The organism is Bradyrhizobium yuanmingense (assembly GCF_029167105.1).
GTDB lineage: Bacteria > Pseudomonadota > Alphaproteobacteria > Rhizobiales > Xanthobacteraceae > Bradyrhizobium > Bradyrhizobium yuanmingense_A.
In genome coordinates this window covers 13,851-36,371 of sequence record NZ_JARFML010000010.1, presented here as the reverse complement: position 1 = coordinate 36,371, position 22,521 = coordinate 13,851, and the positions used below count along the sequence as shown (strand labels likewise).

Annotated in this window: 19 protein-coding genes; 7 read left to right on the top strand and 12 right to left on the bottom strand. The window is 65.0% G+C overall.

What is annotated here, in order from left to right:
• Positions 1–196: 196 nt before the first annotated feature.
• Both P0R31_RS14915 and P0R31_RS14910 read left to right on the top strand, forming a co-directional pair.
• Positions 197–6,490 (top strand): HAMP domain-containing protein, encoded by a 6,294-nt coding sequence (locus tag P0R31_RS14915; RefSeq protein ID WP_275514721.1) that lies wholly within the window; start codon positions 197–199, stop codon positions 6,488–6,490.
• A gap of 13 nt (positions 6,491–6,503) precedes the next feature.
• Entirely contained in the window at positions 6,504–7,991 is a 1,488-nt protein-coding gene (locus tag P0R31_RS14910) for an HWE histidine kinase domain-containing protein (RefSeq protein WP_275514720.1), read from the top strand.
• Here P0R31_RS14910 and P0R31_RS14905 read toward each other — a convergent pair.
• On the bottom strand, positions 7,988–8,209 hold the full coding sequence (locus tag P0R31_RS14905) for a hypothetical protein (protein WP_275514719.1): 222 nt from the start codon (positions 8,207–8,209) through the stop codon (positions 7,988–7,990). The genes P0R31_RS14910 and P0R31_RS14905 overlap by 4 nt on opposite strands.
• Positions 8,210–8,349: 140 nt before the next feature.
• Here P0R31_RS14905 and P0R31_RS14900 point away from each other — a divergent pair, with 140 nt between their 5' ends.
• The gene (locus P0R31_RS14900) at positions 8,350–8,607 is read left to right on the top strand and encodes a hypothetical protein (RefSeq protein WP_275514718.1); all 258 of its coding nucleotides are present in this window, start codon (positions 8,350–8,352) and stop codon (positions 8,605–8,607) included.
• A gap of 95 nt (positions 8,608–8,702) precedes the next feature.
• Positions 8,703–8,945: a hypothetical protein gene (locus tag P0R31_RS14895; protein WP_275514717.1), complete on the top strand. Its 243-nt coding sequence runs from the start codon at positions 8,703–8,705 to the stop codon at positions 8,943–8,945.
• Positions 8,946–9,042: 97 nt separating this feature from the next.
• On the opposite strand, the gene P0R31_RS14890 is transcribed toward P0R31_RS14895, so the two are convergent.
• Complete coding sequence (locus tag P0R31_RS14890) at positions 9,043–9,264, bottom strand: hypothetical protein (RefSeq protein ID WP_275514716.1); 222 nt, start codon at positions 9,262–9,264, stop codon at positions 9,043–9,045.
• Between the two features lie 115 nt (positions 9,265–9,379).
• On the opposite strand from P0R31_RS14890, the gene P0R31_RS14885 reads away from it, so the two are divergent.
• Together P0R31_RS14885 and P0R31_RS14880 are read left to right on the top strand one after the other, a co-directional pair.
• The gene (locus tag P0R31_RS14885; protein WP_057026883.1) at positions 9,380–9,574 is read left to right on the top strand and encodes a DUF3072 domain-containing protein; all 195 of its coding nucleotides are present in this window, start codon (positions 9,380–9,382) and stop codon (positions 9,572–9,574) included.
• Between the two features lie 90 nt (positions 9,575–9,664).
• Positions 9,665–9,970: a DUF6496 domain-containing protein gene (locus tag P0R31_RS14880; protein WP_128263662.1), complete on the top strand. Its 306-nt coding sequence runs from the start codon at positions 9,665–9,667 to the stop codon at positions 9,968–9,970.
• A gap of 6 nt (positions 9,971–9,976) precedes the next feature.
• Here the strand turns inward: P0R31_RS14880 and P0R31_RS14875 are convergent, their stop codons facing one another.
• On the bottom strand, positions 9,977–10,339 hold the full coding sequence (locus P0R31_RS14875) for a hypothetical protein (RefSeq protein WP_036003965.1): 363 nt from the start codon (positions 10,337–10,339) through the stop codon (positions 9,977–9,979).
• A gap of 268 nt (positions 10,340–10,607) precedes the next feature.
• Entirely contained in the window at positions 10,608–12,161 is a 1,554-nt protein-coding gene (locus P0R31_RS14870) for a Do family serine endopeptidase (protein WP_275514715.1), read from the bottom strand.
• Positions 12,162–12,366: 205 nt separating this feature from the next.
• Between P0R31_RS14870 and P0R31_RS14865 the strand changes: the two genes are divergently transcribed.
• On the top strand, positions 12,367–13,203 hold the full coding sequence (locus P0R31_RS14865) for a universal stress protein (RefSeq protein WP_275514714.1): 837 nt from the start codon (positions 12,367–12,369) through the stop codon (positions 13,201–13,203).
• A gap of 18 nt (positions 13,204–13,221) precedes the next feature.
• Here P0R31_RS14865 and P0R31_RS14860 read toward each other — a convergent pair whose 3' ends face one another.
• From P0R31_RS14860 to tkt, 8 genes are all read right to left on the bottom strand, one after another.
• Complete coding sequence (locus tag P0R31_RS14860) at positions 13,222–13,434, bottom strand: hypothetical protein (protein WP_036003891.1); 213 nt, start codon at positions 13,432–13,434, stop codon at positions 13,222–13,224.
• A gap of 168 nt (positions 13,435–13,602) precedes the next feature.
• Positions 13,603–15,459, bottom strand: a complete 1,857-nt coding sequence (locus P0R31_RS14855; RefSeq protein ID WP_275514713.1) for a putative bifunctional diguanylate cyclase/phosphodiesterase — start codon at positions 15,457–15,459, stop codon at positions 13,603–13,605.
• 260 nt (positions 15,460–15,719) lie between these two features.
• Positions 15,720–16,457 (bottom strand): ribulose-phosphate 3-epimerase, encoded by a 738-nt coding sequence (gene rpe, locus P0R31_RS14850; RefSeq protein WP_275514712.1) that lies wholly within the window; start codon positions 16,455–16,457, stop codon positions 15,720–15,722.
• The gene (gene cbbX, locus P0R31_RS14845; RefSeq protein WP_275514711.1) at positions 16,454–17,386 is read right to left on the bottom strand and encodes a CbbX protein; all 933 of its coding nucleotides are present in this window, start codon (positions 17,384–17,386) and stop codon (positions 16,454–16,456) included. Before cbbX ends, rpe begins: the two co-directional genes overlap by 4 nt.
• A 99-nt stretch (positions 17,387–17,485) precedes the next feature.
• Positions 17,486–17,893, bottom strand: coding sequence for a ribulose bisphosphate carboxylase small subunit (locus tag P0R31_RS14840; RefSeq protein ID WP_275514710.1), 408 nt, complete (start codon positions 17,891–17,893; stop codon positions 17,486–17,488).
• An 11-nt stretch (positions 17,894–17,904) separates the two neighbouring features.
• On the bottom strand, positions 17,905–19,365 hold the full coding sequence (locus P0R31_RS14835; RefSeq protein WP_036003865.1) for a form I ribulose bisphosphate carboxylase large subunit: 1,461 nt from the start codon (positions 19,363–19,365) through the stop codon (positions 17,905–17,907).
• A 38-nt stretch (positions 19,366–19,403) separates the two neighbouring features.
• Complete coding sequence (fba, locus tag P0R31_RS14830; RefSeq protein WP_275514709.1) at positions 19,404–20,489, bottom strand: class II fructose-bisphosphate aldolase; 1,086 nt, start codon at positions 20,487–20,489, stop codon at positions 19,404–19,406.
• Positions 20,490–20,501: 12 nt separating this feature from the next.
• Positions 20,502–22,520, bottom strand: a complete 2,019-nt coding sequence (tkt, locus tag P0R31_RS14825) for a transketolase (protein WP_275514708.1) — start codon at positions 22,518–22,520, stop codon at positions 20,502–20,504.
• Between the last annotated feature and the right edge of the window lies 1 nt (position 22,521).

Below are 22,521 nucleotides of genomic sequence, written 5' to 3'. Positions count from 1 at the left end.
CGCCCCTGCGGTCTTTTTCCTTTCGAGGGGTATGGAACCAAACCGGCCGATCCGTCGTTAACTCGGTCGGGCTGAGCAAAGCGGGTTCCATTTCCTTGCGCCGTACGTTGGCGCTTGATTTCGAATTTGGCTGACGCTCTTATTTCGTCGAACGCGTCTTGCCTCAGATTCGGCCGACGCCTGCGGGGGAAACAGTATGAGCGACCTCGATTCCGGAACTGCATCACGCTCCGGTCGTCGCGTCCCAAAGCCAAAAATCAACGGTACGTCCGAGCCGGATTCCCGAGCGGAACTGCTGCTCGCCCTCCAGGCGATGCGCAGCGGTGACTTTTCGGTGCGCATGAGCGGCGACTATCTCGGTATCGACGGCAAGATCGCCGACACTTTTAACGAAATTATCGCCGCCAACCAGCGCATGGCACAGCAGCTCGAGCTGGTGGGCCAGGTGGTGGGACGCGAAGGCAAGACCCGCCAGCGCGTAAAATTCGGCCTTGCGTCGGGCTCCTGGGCCGACATGGAAGGTTCGGTCAACACGCTGATCGACGACTTGTTGTGGCCGACGCGCGAGGTGACGCGCGCGGTTGCCGCTGTCGCCCAAGGCGACCTGCTGCAGACCGTCAAGCTCGACGTCGACGGCCGTCCGCTCCGCGGCGAGTTCTTGCAGTCGGCGACGATCGTCAACACCATGATCAAGCAGCTCGGCGTGTTTACCTCGGAGGTGACGCGCGTGGCGCGCGAGGTCGGCACCGAAGGCAAGCTCGGCGGCCAGGCCCAGGTGCCGGAGGTGACCGGCGTCTGGAAGGACCTCACCGAGAGCGTCAACTCGATGGCGAACAACCTGACCAACCAGGTTCGCAACATCGCCGAGGTGACGATCGCGGTCGCCAACGGCGACCTCTCCAAGAAGATCACGGTCGACGTCCGCGGCGAGATCCTCCAGCTCAAGGAAGCCATCAATACGATGGTGGACCAGCTGCGCTCCTTCGCCTCCGAAGTGACGCGTGTGGCGCGCGAGGTCGGCACCGACGGCAAGCTGGGCGGCCAGGCCATCGTGCCCGGCGTCGCCGGCACCTGGAAGGACCTGACCGACTCGGTCAACGCGATGTGCGGCAATTTGACCGCGCAGGTCCGCAACATTGCCAATGTCACCACCGCCGTGGCGCGCGGCGATCTCTCGCGCAAGATCACGGTCGACGTGCGCGGCGAGATCCTGGAGCTGAAGGACACCATCAACACCATGGTGGACCAGCTCAACGCCTTCGCCTCGGAAGTGACGCGCGTCGCGCGCGAGGTCGGCACCGAGGGCAAACTCGGCGGCCAGGCCCAGGTGTCCGGCGTCGCCGGCACCTGGAAGGACCTCACCGACAACGTCAACTTCATGGCCTCCAACCTGACCGCGCAGGTCCGCAACATCGCCGACGTCGCGACCGCCATCGCGAGCGGCGACTTGTCGAAGAAGATCACCGTGAACGTCTCGGGCGAAATCCTTCAGCTGAAGGAAACGCTCAACACCATGGTCGACCAGCTCAACGCCTTCGCCGGCGAAGTGACGCGCGTCGCCCGCGAGGTCGGCACCGAGGGCCGGCTCGGCGGCCAGGCCAACGTGCTCGGCGTCGCCGGCACCTGGAAGGACCTCACCGAGAGCGTCAACTCGATGGCCTCGAACCTGACCGCGCAGGTCCGCAACATCGCCGAGGTGACCACCGCAGTCGCCGGCGGCGACCTCTCGAAGAAGATCACCGTGGACGTGCGCGGCGAGATCCTCGAGCTGAAAGACACCATCAACACCATGGTGGACCAGCTCAACGCCTTCGCCGGCGAAGTGACGCGCGTCGCACGCGAGGTCGGCACCGAAGGCAAGCTCGGCGGTCAGGCGGTGGTGCGCGGCGTCGGCGGCACCTGGAAGGACCTCACCGACAGCGTCAACTCGATGGCCTCGAACCTCACCGGCCAGGTCCGCAACATCGCCGAGGTCGCAACCGCGGTGGCGAAGGGCGACTTGTCCAAGAAGATCACGGTGAACGTCTCGGGCGAAATCCTTCAGCTGAAGGAAACGCTCAACACCATGGTCGACCAGCTCAACGCCTTCGCCGGCGAAGTGACGCGCGTCGCCCGCGAGGTCGGCACCGACGGCAAGCTCGGCGGCCAGGCCGACGTGCCTGGCGTCGCCGGCACCTGGAAAGACCTGACCGACTCCGTGAACTCGATGGCGGGCAACCTCACCGCGCAGGTCCGCAACATCGCGGAAGTTGCCACCGCCATCGCCGGCGGCGACCTGTCGCGCAAGATCACTGTGGACGTGCGCGGCGAGATCCTTCAGCTCAAGGACACGCTGAACACCATGGTCGACCAGCTCAACCGCTTCGCGGGCGAGGTGACGCGCGTGGCGCGCGAGGTCGGCACCGAAGGCCGCCTCGGCGGTCAGGCCAACGTGCCCGGCGTTGCCGGCACCTGGAAGGATCTCACCGACAGCGTCAACTCGATGGCGGGTAACCTCACTGCCCAGGTCCGCAACATCGCCGAGGTGACGACCGCGGTGGCGCGCGGCGACCTCTCGCGCAAGATCACCGTCGACGTGAAGGGCGAAATCCTCGAGCTGAAGAACACCATCAACACCATGGTGGACCAGCTCAACGGCTTTGCCGGCGAAGTCACGCGCGTGGCGCGCGAGGTCGGCACCGAAGGCAAGCTCGGCGGCCAGGCCGAGGTGCCCGGCGTCGCCGGCACCTGGAAGGACCTCACCGACAACGTCAACTTCATGGCCTCCAACCTGACGGCGCAGGTCCGCAACATCGCCGAGGTCGCAACCGCGATCGCCGGCGGCGACCTGTCGAAGAAGATCACGGTGGACGTACGCGGCGAGATCCTTCTCCTGAAGGACACGCTGAACACCATGGTCGAGCAGCTCCGCTCCTTCGCCGCCGAAGTCACGCGCGTGGCGCGCGAGGTCGGCACCGAGGGCCGGCTCGGCGGTCAGGCCGTGGTGCCCGGCGTCGGCGGCACCTGGAAGGATCTCACGGACAACGTCAACCTCTTGGCTGCGAACCTCACCACCCAGGTCCGCAACATCGCCGAAGTCACCACGGCGGTCGCGCGCGGCGACCTCTCGCGCAAGATCACTGTGGACGTGAAGGGCGAAATCCTGGAGCTGAAGAACACCATCAACACCATGGTGGACCAGCTCAACGCCTTCGCCGGCGAAGTGACGCGCGTCGCACGCGAGGTGGGCACGGAAGGAAAGCTGGGCGGCCAGGCCCAGGTGCCCGGCGTCGCCGGCACGTGGAAGGATCTCACCGACACCGTCAACTTCATGGCGGCGAACCTGACCGAGCAGGTCCGCGGCATCGTCAAGGTGGTGACCGCGGTCGCCAATGGCGATCTGAAGCAGAACCTCACGGTGAAATCGAAGGGCGAGGTCGCGGCGCTCGCCGACACCATCAACAACATGACTGAGACGCTCGCGACCTTCGCCGACCAGGTGACGTCGGTGGCGCGCGAGGTCGGCGTCGAAGGCCGGCTCGGCGGCCAGGCCAACGTGCCCGGCGCTGCCGGCACCTGGAAGGATCTCACCGGCAACGTCAACCTGCTCGCGGCCAACCTGACCTCGCAGGTGCGCGCGATCGCGGAAGTCGCAACTGCGGTGACCAAGGGCGACCTGACGCGGTCGATCCAGGTCGACGCCCGCGGCGAAGTGGCGGAGCTGAAGGACAACATCAACACGATGATCACCAACCTCCGTCTTACGACGGAGCTGAACACCGAGCAGGACTGGCTCAAGACCAACCTCGCCAAGTTCACCAACATGCTCCAGGGCCAGCGCGACCTCACCACCGTCGGCCGGCTGCTGCTCACCGAACTGTCGCCGCTGGTGAACGCCCACACCGGCGTGATCTACCAGGTCGAGAACGAGAACGATCCCCAGCTCCTGCTGCTCGCCTCCTACGCCAGCGACGGCGTCTACCCCTATCAGCCGGTGCTGCAGTTCGGCGAAGGCCTGATCGGCCAATGCGCCTTCGACAAGCGGCCGCGCGTCGTCTCCGACATTCCGTCGGACGTGGTGCCGATCAACTCGGCGCTGTTCCGCGTCGCGCCGAAAAACCTCGTCGTGCTGCCGGTGCTGTTCGAGGGCCAGGTCAAGGCCGTGATCGAGCTCGCCTCGCTCATCTCCTTCACGACGTCGCAGATGACGTTCCTGGAGCAGCTCACCGACTCCATCGGCATCGTGCTCAATTCGATCGAGGCCACGATGCAGACCGAAGGCCTGCTCAAGCAGTCGCAGCAGCTCGCCGGCGAGCTGCAGACCCAGCAACGCGAATTGCAGCAGACCAACGACCAGCTCGAGCAGAAGGCGCAGCAGCTCGCCGAACGCAACGTCGAAGTCGAGCGCAAGAACCAGGAGATCGAGCAGGCCCGCCGCGCGCTCGAGGAGAAGGCGACCGAGCTCGCACTGACGTCGAAGTACAAGTCCGAATTCCTCGCCAATATGAGCCACGAGCTGCGGACGCCGCTGAACTCGATCCTGATCCTCGGACAGCAGCTCAGCGACAACCCCGATGGCAACCTCTCGGCCAAGCAGGTCGAGTTCGCCCGCACCATCCATGGTGCCGGCACCGACCTCTTGAACCTCATCAGCGACATTCTCGATCTCTCCAAGATCGAGTCCGGCACCGTGACGGTCGACGCCGAGGAAATCCTGACCGCGAACCTGCTCGAGACCGTCGGCCGGCCGTTCCGGCACGAGGCGGACAACCGCAACCTGTCGTTCAAGATCGACGTCGATCCGAACCTGCCGCGCAGCATCGTGACCGACTCCAAGCGGCTGCAACAGGTTCTGAAGAATCTGCTCTCCAACGCCTTCAAGTTCACCGCCGACGGCGAAGTGCGCCTGAAGGTCGCCGGCGCAATCGGCGGCTGGGGGACGGATCATCCGGTGCTGAACTCGGCGCCGGCCGTGATCGCCTTCGAAGTGTCCGACACCGGCATCGGCATTCCCCTGGAGAAGCAGAAGCTGATCTTCGAGGCGTTCCAGCAGGCCGATGCCGGCACCAGCCGCAAATATGGCGGCACCGGCCTCGGCCTTGCGATCAGCCGCGAGCTTGCCAGCCTGCTCGGCGGCGAGATCCACCTGCGCAGCGCGCCGGGCAAGGGCTCGACCTTCACGCTCTATCTGCCCTTGAAATATTCCGGCCCGACCCTCGCGCCACGGGCGCCGGCGTCGCAGCAATACGGCCAGCCGCCGGCGCTGCAGCCTGCCGCGCCTGACCAGCAGCGCGTTATCGAGCAGCTGCCCGACGACCGCCTCAACCTCGAGCCCGGCGACACCATTCTCCTGATCGTCGAGGACGACCCGCATTATGCCCGCGTGCTGGTCGATCTGGCCCGCGACAAGGGCTTCAAGGTCCTGGTCGCCGCGCGCGGCGCCGAGGCCCTCGAGCTCGCCAAGCAATACCAGCCGACGGCCGTCTCCCTCGACGTGTTCCTGCCGGACATGCTGGGCTGGACCGTGTTGAGCCAGCTCAAGCACAATCCACTCACCCGCCACATTCCGGTCCAGATCATCACGCTCGACGAGGACCGCCAGCATGCGCTGGCGCGCGGCGCCTTCTCCTTCGTCAACAAGCCGACGACGACCGAGGGCGTCTCGGCCGCGCTGACGCAGATCAAGGAATATGCGCGGCCGCGGCGCAAGCGGCTCCTGATCGTCGAGGACAACGAGGCCGAGCGGCTCTCGATCCGCGAGCTGCTGCACCACGACGACATCGAGATCCTGGCCACGGATACCGGGGCGGGCGCGCTCACGACGTTACGCGAGCAACCCTGCGATTGCGTGGTGCTCGACCTCAGGCTGCCCGACATGAGCGGCTTCGAGGTGCTCGATCAGATCCGCAACGACGAGGCGCTGTCGAACATCCCCGTCGTGGTGTTCACCGGCCGCGAGCTTTCCGCCGAGGAGGATGCCGAGCTTCACACCATGGCACGCAGCATCGTGGTCAAGGGCGTGGAATCGCCCGAGCGCCTGCTCGACGAGACCGCGTTGTTCCTGCACCGCGTGATCACGGAGCTGCCGATCGAGAAGCAGCGCATGCTGGAGAAGCTGAACAGTTCCGACGAGGACCTGATCGGCAAGACCGCCCTGCTCGTCGACGACGATGCCCGCAATATCTTCGCGCTCTCGAGCGTGCTGGAACGACGCGGCATGAAGGTGCTGACGGCCACGACCGGCAGCGAGGCGGTGACACTGGTCGAATCCAATCCGGAGATCGCGATCGTGCTGATGGACATCATGATGCCGCAGATGGATGGCTATCAGACCATCGGCGTGATCCGCGAGAACCCGGCCTTCTCCCGCCTGCCGATCATCGCATTGACCGCCAAGGCGATGAAGGGCGACCGCGAGAAGTGCCTCGAAGCCGGCGCGTCCGATTACCTCGCCAAGCCAGTCAACACCGACCAATTGCTGCTTGCGATCCGCATGTGGCTGCATCGCTGAGTTGGACCCGCGTATGGACCAGGAAAAGGTCAACATCCTGCTCGTCGACGATCAGCCGGCCAAGCTGCTCGCCTATGAGGTGATCTTGAAGGATCTCGGCGAGAACCTCGTGATCGCCTCCTCGGGCCGCGAGGCGTTGGAGGTGCTGCTCAAGACCGAGATCGCGGTGATCCTGGTCGACGTCTGCATGCCCGAGCTCGACGGCTTCGAGCTCGCCGCGATGATCCGCGAGCATCCGCGCTTTCAGAAGACCGCCATGATCTTCATTTCGGCCATCCAGGTCAGCGACATCGACCGGCTGCGCGGCTACGAGATGGGCGCGGTCGATTACGTGCCGGTGCCGGTCGTGCCGGAGGTGCTTCGCGCCAAGATCAAGGTGTTTGCCGAGCTCTACCGCAAGACGCGCGAGCTCGAACGGCTGAACCACGAGCTCGAGGATCGCGTCCGCGCCCGCACCGCGGAACTGGAGGCTTCCACCGCGAAGCTGCGCGAGAGCGAGCAGCGGCGCAGCATGGCGATCGCGGCTGGCAAGATGGGGTCCTGGGACTGGGACTGGATCAGCGGCGATTGGATGTGGGACGAGGGGCAATACAATATCTTCGGCGTCGGCCCGGAGAATTTCGAGGTCAATCCGGCCAACGTTCAGGCCCTGCTGCACCCCGACGACGTCGACCAGTTGCGCAAGGCGATCGCCGAGTTCAACAAGGGCACACGCGCCTATGAGACGGAGTTCCGCATCATCCGGCCGGACGGCGAGGTGCGCTGGTGCGTCGGCACGGCGGCCGCAACCACGGACGAGAGCGGGCGCGTGGTGCGCGTCAGCGGCGTGACCGTCGACATCACCGAGCGCAAGCGCGCCGAGGAGCGGCAGAACCTGCTGGCGCGGGAAGTCGATCATCGCGCGAAGAACGCGCTGGCGCTGGCGCAGTCGATCGTGCGCCTCACCCGGGCCGACGAGGTCAAGGCCTACGTCAACGCCGTCGAGGGGCGCATCAATGCGCTGGCGCGCGTGCACACCATCCTGTCGCTGTCGAGCTGGCAGGGCGCCGAGCTCTCCAGGCTGATCGACGAGGAACTTGCGCCCTATTCGCTCGGTGACCAGATCAAATTGGCAGGGCCCGAAGTTCAGTTGCTGCCGGCGACGGCCCAGACGCTGGCACTCGCACTGCACGAGCTCTTCACCAACTCGGCAAAGTACGGCGCGCTATCCACGCGAGCGGGGCGGCTTGCGATCGATTGGCAGGTCGACGAGGAGCTGCTCACGCTGAGCTGGGAGGAATCCGGCGGTCCCCTGGTCAAGACCCCGAAATCGCGCGGCTTCGGCACGCGAAGCCTGCTTGCGAGCATCGAGTCCCAGCTTGGCGGACAGGCGCAGTTCGATTGGCGCGCCGAGGGCCTGCTGTGCCGTCTTGAGGTGCCATTGACACGCAAGACCGCGGCGGCTGCACCAAGCAAGTTCGACACCGCCGGCGCTGCCGAATTGCAACGCGCATCCGGTTAACCTGACGCTGCGCTGCCCATGCGCTGCGCCGTGCGTGGTTCGCGCGCGACGCGCCCTTCGAGCCAGGCTTCCGTTCGGGCGAGATCGCGCAGCGCCCTCGCGTAGCGGCGGGCCGCGCTCCGCTCCGCGCCAAGCGGAAGCTTGCGCGCCTTGCGCAGGATGTCCGCGGCCGCATTGCGATAGGCCAGCGAGCGGTAAAGAAAGACGACCTTACCCATATCGATGTTCCCGTTTTGCTGGCGCCCATCTTGGCAAGCCCGGCATGAACGCCGGATGAAACGGGCGGTAACAATTCCTTCAGCGGAACGGAACCCGGCGATCACATGCGCGTTGGCGTGGCAGTTCGGGATGCCGTCCCATGCGCACCAAGAAGTCGTCTGAGCTGATCTCTGCCAGCGGCCTTATCAAGCTGATGACGCATGCAATGATGGGCGCAGCGCTCGGCCTCACTTTCAGCCTCACGCTCGTCCTGTCCAATCCGGCCGTCGCCAACCTGCTGAACAATGGCGGAAGCCAGGCCGCGATGGTCGTCACCCTCACCTTGGTGACGACCTTTGCGATCGGCGCGACGCTCACCGGCGCCGTGTTCATCCTGGCCGAGGACAAGCAAACTTGAAGCGTGCGTGACGCACGGAAGATACTTCGCCGGGAACTCCTGCCGCGACGCGCGGTTTGCTGCCTGCGTCAATTTAACTCAGGGAGTTTCCCCGCATGAAGACGACCAAGCTCGCTCTCGCCGTAATATTGGCAACCGGCCTTGCCGCCGCGCCGTTTGCCGCCCAGGCCAAATCACACAAGGCCAAGCACGGATCCTCGATGTCGTCGGCACAGACCACCGGCTCCAACACCAAGTCCTCCAAGGGCGCTGATCCGTCCGGCCAAGGCGGCGCCGGTCCCGGCTCCGATCAGGGCGGCACCATGACCAACAAGGGCGGCATGACCAACACCAAATAGGCGCTCCCTGGAATCATGAAGGGCTCCGCATTGCGGAGCCCTTTGTCTTCTATCTTTGGGTTCGGCACTCGGCCTTCAGTATCGGGCGCCAAGGATCTCAGCGGCGCTTGGCTGCGCGCGCGGAATTGCCGCCTGTCTTCACGGCACGAAGCCGCACCCGGTCGCGGACATTTGGCAATACGTCGCTGCCGCCGGCCGCCTTCCATTCGGCGATCAAGAGATTGATCTTCCGGCGCAGGTCCATCTGCGCCAGGGCCCTTTCCGTGCAATCGTGATCGCGCTCGACGAGGTCGCGCACCGACGCCTCGACGTCGGCCATCTCGAGCCTCAAGGCTCTGATTTTACGTCGAATTTCATTAATTCTGTTGTCCATGCCTTGTTAGAACAAAATAAGAACATATAGTCAAGTCACGAATTCAAGACGGAGACGTCAGATGCAGGTTCAAGGTAAATACGACGCCAGATTTTTCCTGGGCGAGCAGATGACGCGGGCGCAGGGTCTCAAGCTGAAGCGGCTCAGCGAAGAGGCCTACCAGCCCGGCCAATATGCGCGGGATCTGTCCTTCAGCGAGGCCGCCCGGCGCATCCAGGTGCTGGAAGCGGAGATCGAGCTGGCAAACTCCTTCTAGAGCATCGCATCGCGCTTTAGGCCTGCGCCGTTCCACGCTCCCGGAACCATGGCTGTGCAGAATGGTTCTCCCCGCCGAGGGAGAACATGCATGGCACGCAAGGCAAAAAAGCGCCGCTACTCACGTAGCTCGGGCAGCGATGTCGCCACCGAGATGCGGCGTTACAAGAAGGGCACTGCGAAGAGCGGCCGTGGCGGGCGCGGCGGCCGCGTCAAGAACCGCAAGCAGGCCATCGCGATCGGACTGTCGAAGGCACGCAAGAAGGGCAAGAAGGTCCCGAAGAAGGCTTCGAAGCGCAAGAGCGCCAAGAAGACGTCCAAGAAAACGTCCAGGACGTCGTCCAAGAAATCGTCGAACAAGAAATCATCGAAGCGCAAATCCAAGCGGTCGCGCTGACCCGCCTCAGATCATGCTCCCCGGCATGAAGCAGCGGATCGAAATCCCGAACGCAGTCTTGACCGGCCACACCATCGTGCGGCCGGCCCGATTGGGCTCGGTGATGACGGCCTCATCCGGCACATCGATCCACTGTCCGTCGATGCGGACACGGTAGCGCCCGTTGTGCGACTCCCAGTCGAGATCGGCGAGGGCGAAACCGTCCGCGTCCGAGCAGCACGGACCGAGATGGCTGCGCAAACTGTCGAACCATGGCTTCAGAGGAGAATTCGCGTAGCGGCCGTCGTCGCGCCCGAGCGCGTTTCCACCCGAGAGCACCAATGGCGCCACGAGCAGCGCACTCCTGAGCGAGAGCTTCAATCGATCCATGTCGGCACCGATCACTTGTGAACCACCGGCGAGTTCCACAAAGCGCCGGGAGGCTCGAAGTTCCACGCTGCAACCCCTCTCAGCGGCGACGTTGTCGCAGAGCACCGAGGCGCCTTGCGAGTGTGATTAGCGAACACGGCTTTTTCGGACGCACCAGGTCATCATCCCTGCCGTTAACGAGAATGTGACCGGCTTGGTGCGGACCTGACGTGTGTCAAAAGGCGGCCCGAAAGGCCGCCTTTCTGGATTTGTAAGGGTCCAGTTCGTGTTATGCGAGTGGCACCGCAACGAAGCGGGTGGCCTCCGCGCTTCTGACCTGAAGCAGCACGCTGCGCTTGCCCGACGATTTGGCCTGCGCCAGCTCGGAGCGCACCTCGCTGACATTGCTGACAGCCTTGCCGCCGACATTGAGGATGACGTCGCCGGTCCGGATGCCGCGTTGCGCGGCCGGGCCTTGCGGATCAACCTCGGTGACGACGACGCCGTTCTGGCCTGCGCCCTGGACGTCACCGGCGGGTGCCAGGCTGAGGCCGAGGCGCGGCGTGCCGGCACCCGGCTGTCCGCTGCCCTCGTCGGCATTGCCACTGCCATTGCCCTTGGCCTGCCGCTCGTTCGGCAACTCGCCGAGCGCCAGCGTCACCGTCTTGCTGTCGCCCTTGCGGAAGACATCGAGCTTCACGGACGTGCCCGGCGCCAAGCCGGCGATGGTGCGGGCGAGGTCGCGGGAGTCCTTGATCGTTGTGCCGTTGACGGCGGTGATGACATCGCCCGCCTGGATACCGGCCTTCGCCGCCGGGCTGCCATCCTGCGGATTGTCGACGATCGCGCCGCGCGCCTCCTTGAGCCCGAGGCTGTCGGCAATATCCGACGTTACCGGCTGCACCTGCACGCCGAGCCAGCCCCGGGTGACCGCGCCCTTGTCCTTCAATTGCGCGACGACGAGCTTGGCGGTCGAAGCCGGGATATCGAAGCCGATGCCAACCGAACCGCCCGAGGGCGAGAAGATCGCAGTGTTCACGCCGATCACGTTGCCGTTCATGTCGAAGGCCGGGCCGCCGGAATTACCCTTGTTGATCGGCGCGTCGATCTGGATGAAGTCGTCATAGGGACCGTTGCCGATGTCGCGGCCGCTGGCCGAGACGATGCCGGCGGTCACGGTGCCGCCAAGACCGAAGGGATTGCCGACCGCGACCACCCAGTCGCCGATGCGCGGCTTCTGGTCGGAGAACTTGACGAACGGAAAGTCCTTCCTGCCGTCGACCTTGATCAGCGCGAGATCGGTCTTCGGATCGGTGCCGACCACTTTCGCGGTGTAGGTCGTGCCGTCGTCCATCGTCACCTGCACGGACTCGGCGCGATCGACGACGTGATTGTTGGTCACGGCATAGCCGTCGGCGGAGATGAAAAAGCCGGAGCCTTCGCCCGTGATCATCTGGTGGCGCTGGCGCGGCATGCCGTTCGCGCCGCCCGGAAAGCGGAAACCGAACTGTCGCGAGAACTGGTCGTACGGCGTGTCGTCGTCCGAATCCGTCCGGTTCTGCTGCAGCATCGCGCTCTTGTCGTTGTCCTGATCGATTTTGACCCGCACCGAGATCACTGCGGGTTTGACCCTGCTGACGAGATCGCCGAAGCCCGGCGGCGTCGCGGCGGCTTCGGCCGCCTGAGCCGGCGCAATCAAGGAGTTGATGCCGTACGGCGAGGCGCCGGGGGCAACTGCCAGGGCGGCCACGCCCAGCGCGGCCACGGTGCCGAGCAGCGCGAGCCGCCGTGGCCGCAAGATCTTGCGAGACGTGGTGGTGTCGGAATTGACGCGATTGTTCATGTCGAAATGTCCATGTTGAGCGGGTGTCGCCTTGCCCGCAACATGGTCGCTGCCACCTTACGGCGTCCCGTCCGTCCGATTAAATCTCGGCAAAGAATGGATGAGCGGGCGCAGCAGGCAATCCGGACGTTTGATACAGCTCAACGCGTCGCCTTCGCGCAGTGAAAAACTGCGACCATCGGATGATGCTCAGCGGAGGCGCGCTATGTACAAAGACATTCTCGTCCACATTCCCACCGAACGTGCCATGCGTCCCGCGATCGAGGGCTCGGTCTCGCTCGCGGCGAACCTCAACGCGCATCTCGACGCGGTCGCGGTCGGCTATGTCGCCACCAGTGCGGCTTACGTCATGGAAGGCGGCGCGGCGGTGGCGGCCGTGTTCGAGCTGGAGCGTGAGCGCGCCGTGGAGCGGGCCGAGGCGGCGCTCGCGGTATTCAAGAGCGAGGCTGCGAACGCCGGCATCTCCTATACCTGCCACGCACTCGGCGCGATCCCGGCAGATGCCGCCGGCTCGCTCGGCGAGATGGCACGGCTGCACGATCTCAGCGTGGTGCTCCAGCCCGATCCGGCGCAGGGCTCGTTCGACAACGACGTGCCGAGCGAGATCCTGTTCCGGGCGGGCGGCCCGGTGCTGTTCCTGCCCTACGCCTTCCGGGGAGCCTTCAAGGCGAAGCGGATCGGCATCTGCTGGGACGGCAGTCGCGTTGCCGCCCGCGCCATGCGCGACGCAGCTCCGTTCCTGGCGCGCGCCGAAGAGATCGTGATCATCACCGTCAACGAGACCGACGCCGTCTGCGGCGAAGCTTCAGCGAGCGGCTTGGCCAGACATCTCGGCCGGCGCGGATTGTCCACCCGCACGGTCAGCCTGACCGCCACGCGCGCCGACATTCAGCCGATCATTCTGTCGCTGGCGGCCGACGAGAGTCTCGATCTCCTGGTGATGGGCGGCTACGGCCATTCGCGGTTGCAGGAACGCTTTCTCGGGGGCGTCACCCGCGCCATGCTGGAAGCCATGACGGTCCCGACGCTGATGGCCCATTGATGAGCCGGCTTGGCGCCGTCACGCCGCGACGGGAGCTTCCCATGTCGTGGGCGCGGCGGCGTCCTTGTCGCGATGCACATTGCACGCGTCGAAATGCGCCTTGAGCTCGATTTCGGCAAGATGTTCGAAATGTTCGGCCTGGCCGAGGAGTTCCCAGTTCTGGAGCGGCCGGTAGGCCGCCTGCTGACGGCAGAGGGACGCCAGCGCCCGGTAGCGACGTACGTTCTCCATGAGACCCTCCCTCGCGTTCACAGGCTTATTGCCCTGATTTGCGTCAGGCCGATGGCGTTTATGCAAAACATTTGCTGCGCGCACAACGCGCCTGAACCAAGTTAATTTTCGAGAAGTGCCGGTAAGGATTTTAGTTCCAAACGTCCGTTTGGAACTGTGTGCCCAAAGCTAGGCGTAGAGGCGGCGCTCCACGGCGACGCCGACCAAGTCGAGATAGCGTTCGATCAGGTCAGGCCGGCCGACGAGATAGCCTTGAATCTCCTCGCAGGCCTCGCGCGCCAGGAAGGCGCGCTGGGCTTCCGTCTCCACTCCCTCGGCAATGACCGGTATCTTCAGCGCGTGCGCCAGGCTCAGGACGGCGCGGACAATCTCGGCCGATTGCGGCGTCGCCTCCAGGTTGGAGATGAAACTGCGGTCGATCTTGATCTTGTCGAACGGGAACGACTGCAGGTAGGACAGCGAGGAATAGCCGGTGCCGAAATCGTCCATGGCGATGCGGATGCCGAGCGCCTTCAGCCGCCGCAGCAGGTTGAGCGCGCGGGTGAAATCGCCGATCAGCACGCCCTCCGTGATCTCGACCTCGAGCCGCGTCGGCGTCAGCCCCGTCTCCAACAGGATCTGGTGGATCAAGCGCTCGAGATCGCCCGCCTGGAACTGGACCGGCGACAAGTTGACCGCGACCTGCAACGGCCGCGGCCAGGACGCCGCCTCACGGCACGCCTCGCGCAGCACCCATTCACCGATCTCGACGATCAGCCCGTTCTCCTCGGCGAGCGGAATGAACTGGTCCGGCGGCACGAAGCCCCGTGTCGGGTGATTCCATCGCAGCAGCGCCTCGAAGCCGATGACCTCGCCATCGACCCGCGCCTGCGGCTGGAAATAGACCAGGAGCTGGTTCTGCTCCAGCGCCAGCCGCAGGTCGTGCTGCAACAGCCTGCGGTCGCGCAGCTCCTGATCCATCTCGGATTCGAAGCAGCGGACCCGGCTCCTGCCCTCGCGCTTGGCGCGGTAGAGGGCCGAGTCGGCGTTGGCGAGCAGCGTCGCCGCGTTCACGCCATCGTCGGGATAGAACGCGATGCCGACGCTAAGGCCCACGTGGGAGAGATAGTCGTCGACCTCGAGCTCCTTGCCGATCGTCTCGACCAGGCGTTCGGCCAGCGCCAGAACGTCCTCACGGCTGGCATTGTCGGGCATCAGGATCATGAACTCGTCGCCGCCGATGCGGGCAACGAAGGCGCCGTCGGCTTCCGCGGCAAGCCGGTCGGCGGCCGCCCGCATCAGCATGTCGCCGACGGGGTGACCGAACACGTCGTTGACCTCCTTGAAGCGGTCGAGATCGAGGCTCAGCACAGCGAAACTGGTCGATCCCTCCTGCGCCCGCTCCAGCCGTTCGTCGAGCGCCGCGTTGAAGGCGCTGCGGTTCGGCAGGTCCGTGAGCGCATCATGATGCGCAAGATGGCTGATCCGCTGCCGGGTGATGACACGCTCCGTGACGTCCTCGATCACGCCGACCAGATATTGCGGATCTCCGTTGCCATCCGTGATCAGCATCTTGCGTGAATTGACGACCCGGTCACGGCCCTTGACCCCTACTTCGAGCAGATGTTCCTCGAGAACCATCGGCATGCCGCTGGCCACGACGCGCCTATCCTGCTCGTTGACCACGCGGGCCAAGTCAGCCGGGAATATCTGCTCGGGTGTTCGGCCTAGCATCTGTTCGCGCGGCATGCCGTAATAGTCTTCGCCGGCGCGGTTGAGCAGGATGTAGCGCGAATCCTTCGCACATTTCGCGAAGACGGCGATCGGAATGTTCTCGATGATCGTATCGAGGAACTCCTGGGTCCGCAGCAGATCTTGCTCGACCTCGTCGCGCGTTTGCGCGCTTACTTCCATCGCCCGCCGGCGGTCGCGATCACGGGCCTCGTAGGCCGCGCTGACGAACTCGCCCAGCTTGACGAGATCGACCTGTCCGGTGGCATCGGTGGCACAGCGGAGCTGCTCGGCGAACAAGCGATGCATGTTCATGCCATCGCTTGGCGTGGCGTGCAGGCTTCATGCCTACAATTACCGTCGTTCTGCATCCGCGCTCTCATAGCGTTCCTAAACCGCAAATTGAGACGCTTAGAATTGCGCGGTCGTTAATCGATTCTTCTTCTCAGCAGCTTTGGTTACCCCGGCCTGAATGAGCTGGTCGATTTGGGCGACGCCTTTCCGTAGAGACCCGGCGAAAGTGGCGCGCCTTGGCGCACCGGGACCCCAGCAGCGGTCCGCAACTGATCCGTAATCTACCGGATGAGTGCACTTTCTTCGGCCCGCTTCGCGGGCGCGGAACTATCTTGCAGCTTCGGAACCCGGCCGGTCTCCGCGGCGATGCGAATGGCCGCGATATTGGCGGCATATTCGCCAGCGCTCTTGCCGCGAAACACGGCGGAGCCCGCAACCAGCGTGTCGGCGCCCGCTGCAGCCACGGCCGCGGCATTGTCGCGCGTGACACCGCCGTCGACCTCGAGCCGGATCGGCCGCCCGCCGATCATGGTCCTGATCCGCCTGATCTTGTCGATCTGCGATGCGATAAAGGATTGGCCGCCAAAGCCCGGATTGACCGTCATCACCAGCACGAGATCGATCCGATCGAGCACATACTCGATCACCGCTTCCGGGGTCGACGGACAAAGGCTGACGCCAGCCTTGCTGCCGAGCGAGCGGATCGCCTGCAGCGAGCGGTCGAGATGCGCCCCCGCTTCGGCGTGCACCGTGATGATGTCCGCTCCGGCCTTTGCGAACGCCTCGAGATAGGGATCTGTCGGCGCGATCATCAAATGCACGTCGAACGGTTTCTTCGAATAGGGGCGGATCGCCTTGATGACGTCGGCACCGAAACTGATGTTCGGCACGAAGTGTCCGTCCATGACGTCGCAATGGATCCAGTCGGCCCCAGCGGCGTCGATCGCAGCGACCTCCTCGCCGAGATGCGCGAAATCCGCGGCGAGGATCGAGGGAGCGATCATGATCTCCTTCGTCATGGCACTGCACTCCGCGCATCCGCACCGCCGCCGAAGACCCGGCTGGCCAGCACGTCCATGGCATCGATGGTTTCGAGGTCGGCGACATCGAGCATGCGATCGAGATCCGACACCAGCCGATCGGCCTGCCGCAGGCGGATCCGGTCGACGGCGTTGCGGATCGAGCGCGCGTTGGAGAAGAACGGCTGGGTCCGGCGCAGCGCGACGTACTTCTCGAACGCCTCGCGCGCCGCCGCCGAGAAGCGATAGCCGCGCTCCTTCAGCATCAGCTCGGCAATGACCAGCAGCTCGGCCTCCGCATAGTCGGGGAATTCGATGTGATGGGCAATGCGCGAGCGGAAACCGGGATTGGAGGCAAAGAAGCTCGTCATCCGCTCGCCATAGCCGGCGAGGATCACGACCAGGTCCTCGCGCTGGTTCTCCATCACCTGGAGCAGGATCTCGATCGATTCCTGGCCGTAGTCGCGCTCGTTGTCGGGACGATGCAGGTAATAGGCCTCGTCGATGAACAGCACGCCGCCCATCGCCTTTTTCAGGATCTCCTTGGTCTTCGGCGCGGTGTGGCCGATATACTGGCCGACGAGATCGTCGCGCGTCACCGAGATCACCTGCCCGCGCCGCACGAAGCCGAGCCCGTGCAGGATCCTGGCCATGCGCAGCGCCACGGTGGTCTTGCCGGTGCCGGGATTGCCGGTGAACGACATGTGCAGCGTCGGCGGCGCCGATGCCAGGCCCGCACGCTGCCGGATGCGCTCGATCAGCAGCAGTGAGGCGATCTGGCGCACGCGGTTCTTCACCGGCTTGAGCCCGATCAGCTCCTGATCGAGCTGTTGCAGCGTCTCGGTGATCCCGGCGGCTTCAGCCTCCTTTCGGAGATCGAAATGGGTCTCGCTGTGTTCGGTCGTGGTTGCGTGGGGGACATCGAGCATGACTACCCTCGAAGAAAAGAGCTTCGCCGCGAGCGAGGCGGCGAAGCAGTGGTCCGCCAGGATGCGGAGCAGGGAGAGCTCCGCGCGGAAGCGGATGGCTTAAGCTGGCGCGTGCGCGGCCGGCTTTCGAACCGTGGTGTAGCGGACCGCACGGCCGCCGACCTCCTGCCGCACCAGCTCGAACTCCGTCTCTTGCTTCGGCCGGTTGACGAGGAAGGAGATCCGCACCGACTCCCAGCCGTGGCTGGCATCGAAGCCGCTGATGCGGATATAGCGGTCGCCATAGACCCTGCGGCACTCGGCGAGCTCCATCATCACGCCGGCGGCGTCGTGGAGATCGAACATCGGCAATCCCCACATCTCCCAATAGGTGTTGCGGGGATGCGGATCGTCGGTGAACTCAATGTTCACCGCCCAGCCATTGGCGAGGCAATACTGCACCTGGCTGGTGATCTGCTCGTCGGTCAGATCCGGCAGGTACGAGAAGCAGCCCTGGGTGATCTTCATCTCAAATCTCCTCAGACGGTTTCCAGCGCGGTCGGCACGAAGTCCGGCGTGTCGGTGGATTGATAGTTGAAGGTGACATCCTTCCAGACCTCGAGCGCAGCCTTCAGCGGCGTGCAGGTCTGGGCCGCCTTGGCCAGGATCTCCGGGCCCTCGTGGACATAGTCGCGGCCCTCATTGCGGGCGAGGATCATCGCTTCCAGCGCCACGCGGTTGGCGGTCGCGCCGGCCGCAATGCCCATGGGGTGGCCGATGGTGCCGCCGCCGAACTGCAGCACGACGTCCTCCCCTAACAGATCGAGCAGCTGGTGCATCTGCCCGGCATGGATGCCGCCGGAGGCCACCGGCATCATCTTGTTGAGGCTCGCCCAGGACTGGTCGAAAAACAGGCCATGCTCGAGCTTGGTCGGGTTGAAGTCCTCGCGGCAGACATCGTAGTAGCCGCGCGTGGTGTTGGGATCGCCTTCGAGCTTGCCCACCACCGTGCCGGCATGGATGTGGTCGACACCGGCAAGGCGCATCCATTTGGCGATGACGCGGAACGACACGCCATGGCTCTTCTGCCGCGTATAGGTGGAGTGGCCGGCGCGATGCAGATGCAGGATCATGTCGTTGCGCCGTGCCCATTTGGCCATGGACTGGATCGCGGTGTAGCCGATCACGAGGTCGATCATCACGATCACCGAGCCGAGCTCCTTGGCGAACTCCGCACGCTCGTACATGTCCTCCATGGTGGCCGCGGTGACGTTGAGATAGGTCCCCTTCACCTCGCCGGAGGCGGCCTGCGCGCGATTCACCGCCTCCATGCAATAGAGGAAGCGATCGCGCCAATGCATGAAGGGCTGCGAGTTGATGTTCTCGTCGTCCTTGGTGAAATCGAGCCCGCCCTTCAGCGCCTCATAGACCACGCGGCCGTAATTGCGGCCGGACAGACCAAGCTTCGGCTTCACGGTCGCGCCGAGCAGCGGCCGGCCGAACTTGTCGAGCCGCTCGCGCTCCACGACGATGCCGGTCGCCGGTCCCTGGAACGTCTTCACATAGGCGACGGGAAAGCGCATGTCCTCGAGCCGGAGCGCCTTCAGCGGCTTGAAGCCGAACACATTGCCGATGATCGAGGCCGAAAGGTTCGCGATCGAGCCCGGCTCGAACAGGTCGAGATCGTAGGCGATGTAGGCGAAATACGATCCTGGCGAGCCCGGAACGGGATCGACGCGATAGCACTTGGCGCGATACTTCTCGGCCGCCGTCAGGCGATCGGTCCACACCACCGTCCAGGTCGCAGTCGAGGATTCGCCGGCAACCGCGGCGGAGGCCTCGATCGGGTCGACGCCCTCCTGCGGCGTGACTCGGAACAGCGCGATGACGTCGGTGTCCTTTGGCGTGTAATCGGGCTCCCAATAGCCCATGCGCTTGTATTCCATCACGCCGGAGCGATAGCGCTCTTTGCCGCGGACCGTGCCTGCATGTGCGTTCATGTCTCTCTCCTGCTCTTTTCTCTGCTCTTTCTGATTGATTAGGCGGCAACCGGCTCGCGGGCATTGATGCGCGGGTCGAGCTCGCCGGCGCGATAGCGCAGCGCCATCTCGCTCATCGGAATGACCTTGATCTTGCTGGCGTGGCCCGCCGTACCGAACTGCTCGAACCGCTCGCGGCACAGTTCGCGCATTGCGTCCATCGCCGGCTTGAGGAACTTGCGTGGGTCGAACTCGGAGCGCGCTTCCGCCGCCACCTTTCGGAACACCGCGGTCATCGCCAGCCGGCAATCGGTGTCGATATTGACCTTGCGCACGCCGCTCCGGATGCCGCGAACGATCTCCTCGACCGGCACACCCCAGGTCTGCGGCATCTCGCCGCCGAACTGGTTGAACATGTCCTGCAGCGGCTGCGGCACCGAGGATGAGCCATGCATGACCAGATGCGTGTTCGGCAGCCGGCGATGGATCTCCTCGACCACCCGCATCGCCAGGATATCGCCATCGGGCTTGCGGCTGAACTTGTAGGCACCGTGCGAGGTCCCCATCGCGATCGCGAGCGCATCGACCTTGGTTGCACGGACGAAGTCGACGGCCTGGTCCGGATCGGTCAAGAGCTGGTCGTGATCGACCTTGCCCTCGACGCCGTGACCATCCTCCTGTTCACCGCCGCAGTGCTCGAGCGAACCGAGCACGCCGAGCTCGCCTTCGACGGAAGCGCCGACCCAATGGGCGAGATCGACGACGCGGCGCGTGATCGCGACGTTATAGTCATAGTCGGCCGCCGTCTTGGCGTCGGCCTTGAGCGAGCCATCCATCATGACCGAGGTGAAGCCATGGGTGATGGCCGAGGCGCAGGTCGCTTCGTCATTGCCGTGGTCCTGGTGCATGCAGAGCGGTATGTCGGGATAGGTCCGCTCCAGCGCGTCGATCATGTGCGAAAGCATGAGATCGCCGGCATAGCTGCGCGCGCCGCGCGAGGCCTGGATGATGACCGGCGCATCGACCGCGGCCGCCGCCTGCATGATCGCGATGCCCTGCTCCATGTTGTTGATGTTGAACGCCGGCACGGCGTAGCCGTGGCTGGCAGCGTGATCGAGCAGTTGGCGAAGGGTGATACGGGGCAAGAGTCGTCCTCCTTATTGGCTCTTGCGGGCGATCGCCCGGCGGGCCGCTTCCGCAACGCTTTGCGGCGTGATGCCGAATTCGCGGTACAGCACCGGCGCTGGCGCCGAGGCGCCGAAGCCGCGCATGCCGACGAATTCGCCGTCGGCGCCGATCCAGCGATGCCAGTCGCCGGCGACAGCGGCCTCGACACCGACACGCGGCGCGGTGCCAAGCACGGCGGCGCGGTAATCTTCCGGCTGCTCCTCGAACAGTGCCAAGCAAGGCGCCGAGACGACGGCGGCGCGAACGTGCTCGGTCGCGAGCAGGCGGGCGGCTTCCAGGGCAATCGAGACTTCCGAGCCGGTTGCGATCAGCGTCACGTCGCGGCCGCCATCCGGCGAGACGACGAGATAGGCTCCGTTCGCGACGCGGTTTCTGCCGCGCGCATCGCTGCGGAATGCCGGCAAGGCCTGCCGCGACAGGCACAGCACTGAGGGGCGATGCTCCGCCGTGAGTGCGCAATCCCAGGCTTCCAGCGTCTCCACCGCATCGGCGGGGCGGAACACGAGCAGGTTGGGAATGACGCGCAACGCCGCGAGATGCTCGACCGGCTGATGCGTCGGGCCGTCCTCGCCGAGCCCGATGGAGTCGTGGGTCATGACATGGATGACGCGCAGCCGCATCAGGGCCGCAAGGCGGATCGCGGGCCGGCTGTAATCGGAGAACGCCAGGAACGTACCGCCATAGGGGATGAAGCCGCCATGCAGCGCAAGGCCGTTCATCGCTGCGGCCATACCGTGCTCGCGGATGCCATAGTGGATGTAGTCGCCGGCGAACGCACCGCTCTTGACCGGCGCCTGCGCCTTGGCATGCGTCAGGTTCGAATGGGTGAGGTCCGCGGAGCCGCCGACCAGGCCGGGAATTGTTCCTGCGATTCCCTCGAGCACCTGTTGCGAGGCCTGCCGCGTCGCCAGCTTCGGCCGCTCGGATGCAAAGTGCTCACGCAATTTCGCCGCGGCCAGCGCATAGGCGGCGGGCAGAGTCACGGCTTTGCCCTCGACGAACAGGTCGCGCTGCTCCGGCGTCGCACCTTCGTAACGATCGAGCCAGGCGAGGCGGTCGACCTGCCCGCGCTGCCCGATCATCCGCCAAGCCTTGAGCACCGGGATCGGCACCACAAAAGGCTGATAGTCCCAACCCAGCGTCCGGCGCGCAGCGGCGGTCTGCTCAGTGCCGAGCGGCGCACCATGCGCCTTCTCCGTGCCCTGCCTATCAGGCGCGCCATAGCCGATGATGGTGCGGCAAGCGATCAGCGACGGCTTTGCGGTCTCACGCTCCTCCGCTATCGCCTGCGCCACCGCTTCGGGATCATGTCCGTCGACGCGGCGCACCGACCAGCCGGAGGCAGCGAAGCGCGCGAGCTGGTCGTCCGATGTCGCCAGCGAGGTCGGACCGTCGATGGAGATGCCGTTGTCGTCGAACAGCACGATCAGGCGGCCGAGCCCGAGATGACCGGCCAGCGAGATCGCCTCCTGGCTGAGGCCTTCCATCAGGCAGCCATCGCCCGCGATGACATAGGTGAAGTGATCGACGAGCCCATCGCCATGCCGCGCATTCGCCATCCGCTCGGCGAGCGCCATGCCGACCGCGGTCGCAATGCCCTGGCCCAGCGGTCCCGTCGTGGTCTCGACACCAGCCGTGTGGCCATATTCGGGGTGGCCCGGCGTCTTCGAGCCCCACTGGCGAAAGGCCTTGATGTCGTCGAGGCTGATATCGCCGCCGGTGAGATGCAGCAGCGCATAGAGCAGCATCGAGCCGTGCCCCGCCGACAGCACGAAGCGGTCGCGGTCCGGCCAGTTCGGATGCGCCGAGTCGAACTTCAGGAAGCGCGAGAACAGCACAGTCGCGACGTCGGCCATGCCCATGGGCAGCCCGGGATGGCCTGACTGCGCTGCCTCGATGGCGTCGACCGCGAGGAAGCGGACGGCATTGGCGAGATCGTTGTGCGTGACCGCATTGAGGTCGGCTTCGGCATGGACGGAGATGTTCATC

Excerpts from the sequence above, each read along its gene's own strand:
- P0R31_RS14860 (WP_036003891.1), bottom strand. The coding sequence starts at position 13,434 with ATGGAGAACGTACGTCGCTACCGGGCGCTGGCGTCCCTCTGCCGTCAG.
- P0R31_RS14865 (WP_275514714.1), top strand. The coding sequence starts at position 12,367 with ATGTACAAAGACATTCTCGTCCACATTCCCACCGAACGTGCCATGCGT.
- P0R31_RS14905 (WP_275514719.1), bottom strand. The coding sequence starts at position 8,209 with ATGGGTAAGGTCGTCTTTCTTTACCGCTCGCTGGCCTATCGCAATGCG.
- P0R31_RS14915 (WP_275514721.1), top strand. The coding sequence starts at position 197 with ATGAGCGACCTCGATTCCGGAACTGCATCACGCTCCGGTCGTCGCGTC.
- P0R31_RS14870 (WP_275514715.1), bottom strand. The coding sequence starts at position 12,161 with ATGAACAATCGCGTCAATTCCGACACCACCACGTCTCGCAAGATCTTG.
- P0R31_RS14855 (WP_275514713.1), bottom strand. The coding sequence starts at position 15,459 with ATGAACATGCATCGCTTGTTCGCCGAGCAGCTCCGCTGTGCCACCGAT.
- P0R31_RS14840 (WP_275514710.1), bottom strand. The coding sequence starts at position 17,893 with ATGAAGATCACCCAGGGCTGCTTCTCGTACCTGCCGGATCTGACCGAC.
- P0R31_RS14890 (WP_275514716.1), bottom strand. The coding sequence starts at position 9,264 with ATGGCCGACGTCGAGGCGTCGGTGCGCGACCTCGTCGAGCGCGATCAC.
- P0R31_RS14880 (WP_128263662.1), top strand. The coding sequence starts at position 9,665 with ATGGCACGCAAGGCAAAAAAGCGCCGCTACTCACGTAGCTCGGGCAGC.
- tkt (WP_275514708.1), bottom strand. The coding sequence starts at position 22,520 with ATGAACATCTCCGTCCATGCCGAAGCCGACCTCAATGCGGTCACGCAC.
- rpe (WP_275514712.1), bottom strand. The coding sequence starts at position 16,457 with ATGACGAAGGAGATCATGATCGCTCCCTCGATCCTCGCCGCGGATTTC.
- P0R31_RS14835 (WP_036003865.1), bottom strand. The coding sequence starts at position 19,365 with ATGAACGCACATGCAGGCACGGTCCGCGGCAAAGAGCGCTATCGCTCC.
- cbbX (WP_275514711.1), bottom strand. The coding sequence starts at position 17,386 with ATGCTCGATGTCCCCCACGCAACCACGACCGAACACAGCGAGACCCAT.
- P0R31_RS14875 (WP_036003965.1), bottom strand. The coding sequence starts at position 10,339 with ATGGATCGATTGAAGCTCTCGCTCAGGAGTGCGCTGCTCGTGGCGCCA.
- P0R31_RS14885 (WP_057026883.1), top strand. The coding sequence starts at position 9,380 with ATGCAGGTTCAAGGTAAATACGACGCCAGATTTTTCCTGGGCGAGCAG.
- P0R31_RS14895 (WP_275514717.1), top strand. The coding sequence starts at position 8,703 with ATGAAGACGACCAAGCTCGCTCTCGCCGTAATATTGGCAACCGGCCTT.
- P0R31_RS14900 (WP_275514718.1), top strand. The coding sequence starts at position 8,350 with ATGCGCACCAAGAAGTCGTCTGAGCTGATCTCTGCCAGCGGCCTTATC.
- P0R31_RS14910 (WP_275514720.1), top strand. The coding sequence starts at position 6,504 with ATGGACCAGGAAAAGGTCAACATCCTGCTCGTCGACGATCAGCCGGCC.